Below are 8598 nucleotides of genomic sequence, written 5' to 3'. Positions count from 1 at the left end.
GACACCGTCCGACCCGCCGCCGCGCGTCCCTTAGACTGATTGACCTATGGGTTACTACGTGACAACAGCGATCGCCTACCCCAATGGGGCCATCCACATCGGGCATGCATACGAGTACATCGCCGCCGACACCATCGCGCGGTTCAAGCGCCTCGACAACCACGAGGTGTTCTTCGCCACCGGCACCGATGAGCACGGTCTGAAGATGCTCCAGGCGGCGAACAAGCTCGGCATCACGCCCAAGGCACTCGCTGACGACAACGCGACGAACTTCCGCGACACCCAGCTGGCCCTCGGCTCGACGTTCGACCGGTTCATCCGCACGACCGACCCCGACCACTACGCGGCTTCGCAGGCGATCTGGCGCCGGCTCGAGGAGGCCGGCGACATCTACCTCGACTCGTACTCCGGCTGGTACTCGGTGCGCGACGAAGCGTTCTACACCGAGGACGAGACCGAGGTCGTCGACGGCGTGCGCCTGTCCAAGGAGACCCGCACCGAGGTGACCTGGACGGAGGAGGAGTCCTACTTCTTCCGCCTCTCGAAGTACCAGGACCGGCTCCTCGAGCTCTACCGCGACCACCCGGAGTTCATCGGGCCCGACTCCCGCCGCAACGAGGTCGCCTCGTTCGTCGCCTCCGGGCTCAAGGACCTCTCGATCTCGCGCACGACTTTCGACTGGGGAGTGCCCGTGCCCGGCAACGACAAGCACGTGATGTACGTGTGGATCGACGCCCTGACGAACTACCTCACCGCCGCCGGGTACCCCGATGACGAGGAGGCTCTGGCGAAGTGGTGGCCGGCCGACGTCCACATCATCGGCAAGGACATCATCCGCTTCCACAGCGTCTACTGGCCGGCGTTCCTCATGTCCGCGGGCATCGAGCTGCCCCGCCGCGTCCACGCTCACGGCTTCCTCTTCAATGCCGGGGAGAAGATGTCGAAGTCCGTCGGCAACGTCGTCGATCCCATCGACCTCGTCGACGCGTTCGGTCTCGACACCGTCCGCTTCTTCCTTTTCCGCGAGTTCTCCTACGGCCAGGACGGCTCGTACACGAAGGACTCGATCATCACCCGCAAGAACGCCGACCTCGCCAACGAGTACGGCAACCTCGCCCAGCGCTCCCTGTCGATGATCGCGAAGAACTGCGACGGCCAGGTGCCGCAGCCCGGTGAGCTCACCGAGGCGGACGAGACCCTGCTGGCGCTGGCCCGCGGCACTCTCGACACCGCTCGGCGGCATGTCGACACCCAGTCGCTGCATCAGTACGTCGACGCGTGCTGGAAGGTCCTCACCGAGGCCAACCGCTACTTCTCCGCGCAGGAGCCGTGGAAGCTGAAGAAGACCGATCCCGAGCGGATGGCCACCGTGCTGTGGGTGACGATCGAGGTCGTGCGCATCGTCTCGATCCTCATCCAGCCGGTCATGCCCGAATCCGCGGGCCGGATCCTCGATCTCCTTGGGGTGCCCACCGGAGTCGCCGAGGCGGGGGCGAAGGTCCTGCCCACTGCCGTCGAGTCGGGCTCCGGTGCCGAAGTCATGGACACCGTGTCCGCGGGTGCCGCCGTCGGCGTCGTCGCCGGGGCGGGTGTCGCCGCCGCCGGCATCGCCCCGTCCTTCGCCGAGGAGGCCGAAGGCTCCGTGGCCGCCGCCGACATCGATCCCCGGTCGTTCGCCGCGATCGACTACCCGCTCGTGCCCGGCACACCGCTGCCGAAGCCCGAACCGGTGTTCCCGAAGTTCGTGGAGGAGACGGAGTAATGGCCTCGCGCGCCGCCGGAACGTATCCTCCGGTGCCCGAACCCCTGCCCCACCCGATCGTCGACACCCACACCCACCTCGACATCGGCACGGGCATGCGACTGCCCTTGGGTGCGGGGGAACCGGCTCCCGAGGTGACCCCCGACGAGGATGAGGAGTTCCCCGACCTCGACTTCTTCTTCAACACCGCCGAGCAGGCCGGGGTGCGGCGGATCGTGCAGATCGGCTGCGACCTGCCGGCGGCCCGGTGGACGACGGCGCTCGTGGCCTCCCAGTACGCCGGCCGCGCCGGTGCTGCGGACCCGAGCGTCGCCGCGTCCGTGCCGGCTCCGCCGGAGACCCCGCGCACGTGGATGCTCGGCGGCGCGGCCCTCCACCCGAACGAGGCTCCGCGTCTGGCCGAGGCCAGCCTGCTCGACGATGCGCTCACCGAGATCGAAGCCCTTGTGACGAGCCATGACCGGATGCGCGTGGTGGGGGAGACCGGTCTCGACTACTTCCGCACCGGCGAGGACGGCATCGCCGAGCAGCAGCGTTCCTTCCGCGCCCACATCGAGATCGCCAAGCGCACCGGCCGCGCCCTGCAGATCCACGACCGTGAGGCCCACGCCGATGTGCTGCGCATCCTCCGCGAGGAGGGCGCGCCTGAGGTGACGATCTTCCACTGCTTCTCCGGCGACGAGGCGATGGCCCGCGAATGCGCCGAGGCCGGCTACTTCATGTCGTTCGCCGGCAACATCACGTTCAAGAACGCCGATGAGCTGCGCCGGGCCGCTGCGAGCGCCCCGCTCGAGCTGCTCCTCACCGAGACCGACGCCCCGTTCCTCACCCCGCACCCCTATCGCGGCAAGCCCGGCGGGCCGTACCTCACCCCGATCACCGCGAGAAAGCTCGCCGAGGTGCGCGGGATGGATGCCGGTGACCTCGCCGAGGCGGTCTGGACGAACGCAGAGACCGCGCTCGGCGGCTGGGACTGAAGGCGGCGAGGCTGCGCGGCGACCGCGGGGCAGCTGGGGCGCCTCGGCAGCGCAGCCACGGCTGACCAGCCGGACGTGGGCTGACCAGCCACGTGTGAGCCGCCGGGGTCGGGCGATGCCGAACGGCAGCCCGAACGGCACTGCCGACCACGCGGAGACGACGGGTCGCGACGGTGAGATCACGGCCGCCTCGGTGGTGGTGTCGGTCTCACCCTGAGAACCCGGGAATCGGTGCCAACGGCGCGTGACCTGCGACGATGGCAACGGCCGCGATCGCCGAGAATCCGGGAGTCTGGGAACTTCCTGTTACGGATTCGTGATCTTTTGCGTTACATGTAACGAATCGGTTACAGTGGACGAGTTGCAAACAGCTGATCAACTCTGCTCGGGGATATTTCTGTGATTGATTTTCTCAAGAACCGCAAGGTGCAGATCGCCGCACAGGCGGTAGTCATCACCGGTCTCGTCGGTGGCACCGGCGCCGTACTCACCATGAACAAGCCCGTCACCCTCGAGGTGAACGGAGAGCCGAAGGAGATCCGCACGTTCGGCGGAACCGTCGGCCAGATTCTCGACAGCCAGGACATCGACCTCGAGAAGAACGATGAGGTCAAGCCCGGCATCGACACGAAGATCGACCGCGATATGACGGTCACGGTCAACACGGCCAAGGACATCTCGCTCACCGTCGACGGCAAGAAGACCGACGAGTGGACGAACGCGAACACCGTGGGTCAGGCGCTCGCCGACCTCGGCGTCGACGCCAAGGACGCCGACCTCAGCGCTGATGCCGACGACAAGCTCAAGGTCGAGAGCCCGACCGACATTGCGGTCACGACCGCCAAGGCTCTGACCGTCGTCGCCGACGGCAAGGACGTCAAGGTCACGGCTCCGGTCGACACCGCAGAGGACGCCCTCAACGAGGCGAAGGTCGAACTCGACAAGGACGACTTCCTCTCCGTGCCGATGAGCGCATCGGTCGCCGACGGCCAGGTTCTCACCGTCAACCGGGTGGAGAACAAGACCGTCAAGGAGAAAGAGGAGATCAAGCCCGAGACCCAGACCAAGAAGTCGGACTCGCTCTACGTCGGCGAGACGAAGGTCGAGGACAAGGGCAAGGCCGGTGAGAAGGAAGTCGAGTACGCGGTCAAGACCATCAACGGCGACGAGGTCGAGAAGGAGAAGAAGGGCGAGAAGGTCCTCTCCGAACCGCAGGCCAAGGTCGTGATCGAGGGCACGAAGAAGAAGGAAGCCCCGGCTCCCAAGGACGACTCCGGTTCCGGCTCCGGTGGCAGCGACTCCGGTTCCGGTGGCAGCGACTCCGGCGATTCGGGTTCGGGCTCCGGTTCCGGCGGCTCGATGTCGACCGAGGAGATCAAGGCGATGCTCGGCGGACCCGGGTCGAAGTGGTACCAGGTCGCCAAGTGCGAATCGAACTTCAACCCCCGTGCGGTCAACAAGCAGAACAACGCGCACTTCGGACTCTTCCAGTTTAAGCTCGCCACCTGGCAGAGCGTCGGCGGATCGGGCAACCCGATCGATGCCAGCCCGCAGGAGCAGTTCGACCGTGCGAAGAAGCTGCAGGCGAAGGCCGGCTGGGGCCAGTGGGCCTGCGCGTGACCTGCACTGTCTGAGCAGTAACGCGCTGAGCGCGGTGGCCTGAGCAGGGCGGCTGCGCGAGCAGAACAGCTGAATGGCAGAAGAGGGACTCCGGATGATTCCGGGGTCCCTCTTCCGCATCATCGCCGAATTCTGGTTGTCAGGGTTCTCGCCGAGGCGGCCTGCCCGTCCCGGCGCCGAGCGGCCTTTCCCTCGTCCGGACCGGCACCCTGAGCTTTCGCCGAGAGCGTGACAATTCTTTGGCACTCGAGTTGACCGAGTGCTAAAGGAGTCATAGAGTCGAATTAGCACTGACGCTCAGTGAGTGCCAGTTTTATGAAGACGGTCGAACTCCTCGGCACCCGCGACGACGAGTGGTTCCTCAGGCAGCCGCCGCCGTCTGACTTCACGTAAGTTATTCACCCAGCGAAGGGAGAGAGCCCGATATGTCGGTCTCCATCAAGCCACTCGAAGATCGGATCGTCATCCGTCAGGTCGAAGCCGAGCAGACCACTGCCAGCGGTCTGGTCATTCCCGATACCGCCAAGGAGAAGCCGCAGGAAGGCGAAGTCGTCGCAGTGGGCCCCGGCCGCGTTGCTGACAACGGCAACCGCGTTCCCGTCGACGTCGCTGTCGGCGACAAGGTCATCTACTCGAAGTACGGCGGCACCGAAGTCAAGTACGCCGGCGAAGAGTACCTCGTTCTCTCGGCGCGCGACGTGCTCGCCGTCATCGGCTGAATCCACCTGAACAACGCTTAGAGAACAGGAGGACGAATGCCTAAGAATCTGGAATTCAACGACGAGGCCCGTCGTTCACTCGAAAAGGGTGTCAACACTCTCGCTGACACCGTCAAGGTGACCCTGGGACCCCGCGGACGCAACGTCGTTCTCGACAAGAAGTGGGGCGCCCCCACGATCACGAACGATGGTGTCACCATCGCGCGTGAGGTCGAGCTCGACGATCCCTACGAGAACCTCGGCGCACAGCTGGCCAAGGAAGTCGCCACCAAGACCAACGACATCGCCGGTGACGGAACCACCACCGCGACCGTCCTGGCCCAGGCCTTCGTCAACGAAGGTCTGCGCAATGTCGCCGCAGGTGCGGCTCCCGGCGCGCTCAAGCGCGGCATCGAGACCGCCGTCGAGGCCGTCTCGGACGAACTCGGCTCCATCTCCCGTGATGTCGCCGGTTCCGAGGAGATCGCCCACGTGGCCGGTCTGTCCGCCCAGTCCGAGGAGATCGGCTCGCTCATCGCCGATGCCTTCGACAAGGTCGGCAAGGACGGCGTCATCACCATCGACGAATCCCAGGCTTCCGACGTGGAGCTGGAGATCACCGAGGGCATGCAGTTCGACAAGGGCTACCTGTCCCCGCACTTCGTCACCGACGCTGACCGTCAGGAAGCCATCCTGTCCGATGCGCTCATCCTCATCAACCAGGGCAAGATCTCCAACATCCAGGAGCTCCTGCCCGTCCTCGAGAAGGTGCAGCAGGCCGGCAAGCCGCTGTTCATCATCGCCGAGGACATCGAGGGCGAAGCGCTGTCGACGCTGGTGGTCAACAAGCTGCGCGGCATCCTCAACGTCTGCGCCGTCAAGGCTCCCGGCTTCGGCGACCGCCGCAAGGCCATCCTCGAGGACCTCGCCGTCCTCACCGGTGGTCAGGTCGTCACCCCGGACATGGGCATGAAGCTCGATCAGGTCACCCTCGACGAGCTCGGCAACGCCCGCACGATCACCGTCACCAAGGACACCACCACCATCGTCGATGGTGCCGGTGCCGATGACGCAGTGGCCGGGCGCGTCGCCCAGATCCGCTCCGAGATCGAGAACACCGACTCCGACTGGGACCGTGAGAAGCTGCAGGAGCGCTTGGCCAAGCTCTCCGGTGGCGTTGCGGTCATCAAGGTCGGCGCCGCCACCGAGGTGGAGCTCAAGGAGCGCAAGCACCGCGTTGAAGACGCCGTGTCGGCGACCCGTGCGGCCATCGAGGAGGGTGTCGTCGCCGGTGGCGGTTCGGCACTCATCCACGCCGCCAAGGTGCTCGACGGCAAGGACTTCGGTCTCGACTACGACGGTGCCACCGGTGTGGAGATCGTCAAGCGCGGAATCGTCCAGCCCCTGCGCTGGATCGCTGAGAACGCCGGCCAGGACGGCTACGTCGTCGTCTCCAAGGTCCAGGACCTCGAGTCCGGCCAGGGATACAACGCCGCCACCGACTCCTACGGCGACCTCATCTCCGCAGGCATCATCGACCCGGTCAAGGTCACCCGCTCGGCTCTGCGCAACGCAGCGTCGATCGCGGCCCTGGTGCTCACCACCGAGACCCTGGTTGTTGAGAAGAAGGACGACGAGGACGAGGACTGACCTCCCCGCTCCGTCCCCTCACAGTCTGATCGGATCAGCTCAGTCTCGAGCAGCCTGACGGCCCGGTCGGCCTGAGACGCCTGCGAATGGCCCGGAACACTGCGTTCCGGGCCATTCGTGCGTTCAGTCCGCGTCGAGGATCGCGGCGAGCCGATCGAGGTCGGCGGCGACAGCCGCCGCATCGCGGTCGACGTCGGCAGCGCTCATCCCTGCGCGATGGACGACGGTGAAGGCGACTTCGCTGACCTCGCCGTGGGGGAGGACGCGGAAGGGATTGTGGTTGACCGTCCCGTCGGGGAACACGACGTCGTGGTCGAGGATGCCGGCACGCGGATCGCCGGTGAACCGGACTTCGACCGTGCCCATCGGGCAGACCGGGACTCGATCGACCTTGGGCAAACCCCGAGGTCACAGGCCCTCCGTTGATTCGTCATGTGAGGGGTGCCATACTCGTCAACGGTTGAATCTTCATTCACCTTTGCGAGAGAGGGGCGCTGTGGCCCACCTGGAGACCGCCAGAAGTCGTGCCAACACCGCGCAGCGGCGCGCACGCATCGAACATGCGGCGCGCTTCGTCGTCGCCGACGGCGGATTCGCCGCCGCGACCGTCCCCGCCGTCGCCCACGCCGCGTCGTGCACCACGGGGGTCATCGACAGCTGCTTCGACGACCACGACGAACTGCTGGCGTCGGTGTTCGCCTCTGCCGCCGGTCGTGAGCTCTCCGTCGTCACCGAGGCGGTCGACGCGTGCTCGACGCCCGAGGCCGCCGTCGGAGCCGTCGTCGAGGTCTTCATCCGCCGGGCGGTCGCCGGGCGCGGCCTGGCCTACGCGCTCCTGCTCGAAGAGGTTCCCGAACCCATCCAAGCCCAGCGCCGTGCCCTGCGCCGCGGCTTCGTGTCCGCGATCTCCACGGCGCTCATGCGCTGCCTCGGCCCCGAATTCCCCACCGAGCTCTTCGCCCGATCGCTCGTCGGGGCCGTCAGCGAGAACGTCGTCGACCTCCTCGATCCGGCCCGGAGCACCCCGAACCCGCTTGAAGTCGAATGGATCATCGACCGCGTGTCCGCGTTCTCCCGGGCAGCCCTGACCGCAGTGCCCCGTGACGGTGCCCTCACCGTGCCCCCGCAGGCATCCGCAGCTAGCCCGGGTGCGGCCGCCTCGTAGACTGGGCACCATGCCCCGCAGCCCCCTTCCGCCCCGAGACGGCATCTCGGCAACATCGCTGCGGGCGCCCGGGGGACTGGCCACCCACGACAAGGCCCATCTGGCCGTGCCCGCCTCGATCGGCGCCTGGCTGGCCTCGGAATTCCCTCACGCCACCGACCTCGAGCTCCGCAGCCTGGTCGCCCGGTCGACGACCGAGCTCGAGGGGCTGCTGGCTGATGCCGATCGACGCGACCGCACCACCTTGAGTGACCGCGACCTCATCCCCGGCCAGCTGAGCGATGCGGCTGGCACGCCGGTGGCCTGGGGCGATCCCGTTGTCCCCGGCGGTTTCTACTTCTTCCACCGACCGGTGCCCGCCGAGGCGCGGATCCCCTTCGAGGTGGCGATCGTCTTCGAGGACGAGGACCTCCTCGTCGTCGACAAGCCGCACTTCCTCGCGAGCACTCCCAACGGCCGCTTCGTCCGCGAATGCGTCGTCACCCGACTCCGCGTCGACCTCGACCAGCCCGACCTCGTCGCCATCCACCGCCTCGACCGCATCACCGCAGGCCTCCTCATCCTCTCGAAGCGGCCGGCGACCCGCGGCCGCTACCAGCGGCTCTTCCAGGACCGGCAGGTGATGAAGACGTACCGGGCACTCGCGGGCGGTGTTGCGCGAGACGTTGAATTCCTTCGCGAGCGCACCATCGCGCACCGGTGACCCCGCAGGGTACTCACCGTTCG

8 protein-coding genes are annotated in these 8598 nt (G+C 66.7%); 7 read left to right on the top strand and 1 reads right to left on the bottom strand.

The annotated features are described in order from the left end of the window. Window positions 1-46 precede the first annotated feature (46 nt). From metG to groL, 5 genes are all read left to right on the top strand, one after another. Window positions 47-1762, top strand: coding sequence for a methionine--tRNA ligase (metG, locus tag FFS20_RS17205; protein WP_137827003.1), 1716 nt, complete (start codon window positions 47-49; stop codon window positions 1760-1762). Continuing rightward, window positions 1762-2739: a TatD family hydrolase gene (locus FFS20_RS17200; protein ID WP_137827002.1), complete on the top strand. Its 978-nt coding sequence runs from the start codon at window positions 1762-1764 to the stop codon at window positions 2737-2739. The genes metG and FFS20_RS17200 overlap by 1 nt, the downstream gene beginning before the upstream one ends. A 399-nt stretch (window positions 2740-3138) precedes the next feature. Continuing rightward, window positions 3139-4359, top strand: coding sequence for a resuscitation-promoting factor (locus tag FFS20_RS17195; RefSeq protein WP_137827001.1), 1221 nt, complete (start codon window positions 3139-3141; stop codon window positions 4357-4359). Window positions 4360-4784: 425 nt separating this feature from the next. Continuing rightward, window positions 4785-5078, top strand: coding sequence for a co-chaperone GroES (gene groES, locus FFS20_RS17190; RefSeq protein WP_009376237.1), 294 nt, complete (start codon window positions 4785-4787; stop codon window positions 5076-5078). Window positions 5079-5114: 36 nt separating this feature from the next. Continuing rightward, the gene (gene groL / locus FFS20_RS17185; protein ID WP_137827000.1) at window positions 5115-6707 is read left to right on the top strand and encodes a chaperonin GroEL; all 1593 of its coding nucleotides are present in this window, start codon (window positions 5115-5117) and stop codon (window positions 6705-6707) included. A gap of 123 nt (window positions 6708-6830) precedes the next feature. Here the strand turns inward: groL and FFS20_RS17180 are convergent, their stop codons facing one another. After that, window positions 6831-7073: a hypothetical protein gene (locus tag FFS20_RS17180; RefSeq protein WP_137826999.1), complete on the bottom strand. Its 243-nt coding sequence runs from the start codon at window positions 7071-7073 to the stop codon at window positions 6831-6833. 130 nt (window positions 7074-7203) lie between these two features. Here FFS20_RS17180 and FFS20_RS17175 point away from each other — a divergent pair, with 130 nt between their 5' ends. Both FFS20_RS17175 and FFS20_RS17170 read left to right on the top strand, forming a co-directional pair. Beyond that, window positions 7204-7872: a TetR/AcrR family transcriptional regulator gene (locus tag FFS20_RS17175; protein ID WP_137826998.1), complete on the top strand. Its 669-nt coding sequence runs from the start codon at window positions 7204-7206 to the stop codon at window positions 7870-7872. A 10-nt stretch (window positions 7873-7882) separates the two neighbouring features. After that, on the top strand, window positions 7883-8575 hold the full coding sequence (locus FFS20_RS17170) for a pseudouridine synthase (protein ID WP_137826997.1): 693 nt from the start codon (window positions 7883-7885) through the stop codon (window positions 8573-8575). Window positions 8576-8598: the final 23 nt, after the last annotated feature.

It is taken from the genome of Brevibacterium sp. 2SA (assembly GCF_005502845.1).
GTDB lineage: Bacteria > Actinomycetota > Actinomycetes > Actinomycetales > Brevibacteriaceae > Brevibacterium.
Note: the sequence above shows the minus strand (reverse complement) of the source record. Positions and strands in the feature narration are given on the sequence as shown.

Excerpts from the sequence above, each read along its gene's own strand:
- FFS20_RS17180 (WP_137826999.1), bottom strand. The coding sequence starts at position 7,073 with ATGGGCACGGTCGAAGTCCGGTTCACCGGCGATCCGCGTGCCGGCATC.
- FFS20_RS17200 (WP_137827002.1), top strand. The coding sequence starts at position 1,762 with ATGGCCTCGCGCGCCGCCGGAACGTATCCTCCGGTGCCCGAACCCCTG.
- FFS20_RS17170 (WP_137826997.1), top strand. The coding sequence starts at position 7,883 with ATGCCCCGCAGCCCCCTTCCGCCCCGAGACGGCATCTCGGCAACATCG.
- metG (WP_137827003.1), top strand. The coding sequence starts at position 47 with ATGGGTTACTACGTGACAACAGCGATCGCCTACCCCAATGGGGCCATC.
- groES (WP_009376237.1), top strand. The coding sequence starts at position 4,785 with ATGTCGGTCTCCATCAAGCCACTCGAAGATCGGATCGTCATCCGTCAG.
- groL (WP_137827000.1), top strand. The coding sequence starts at position 5,115 with ATGCCTAAGAATCTGGAATTCAACGACGAGGCCCGTCGTTCACTCGAA.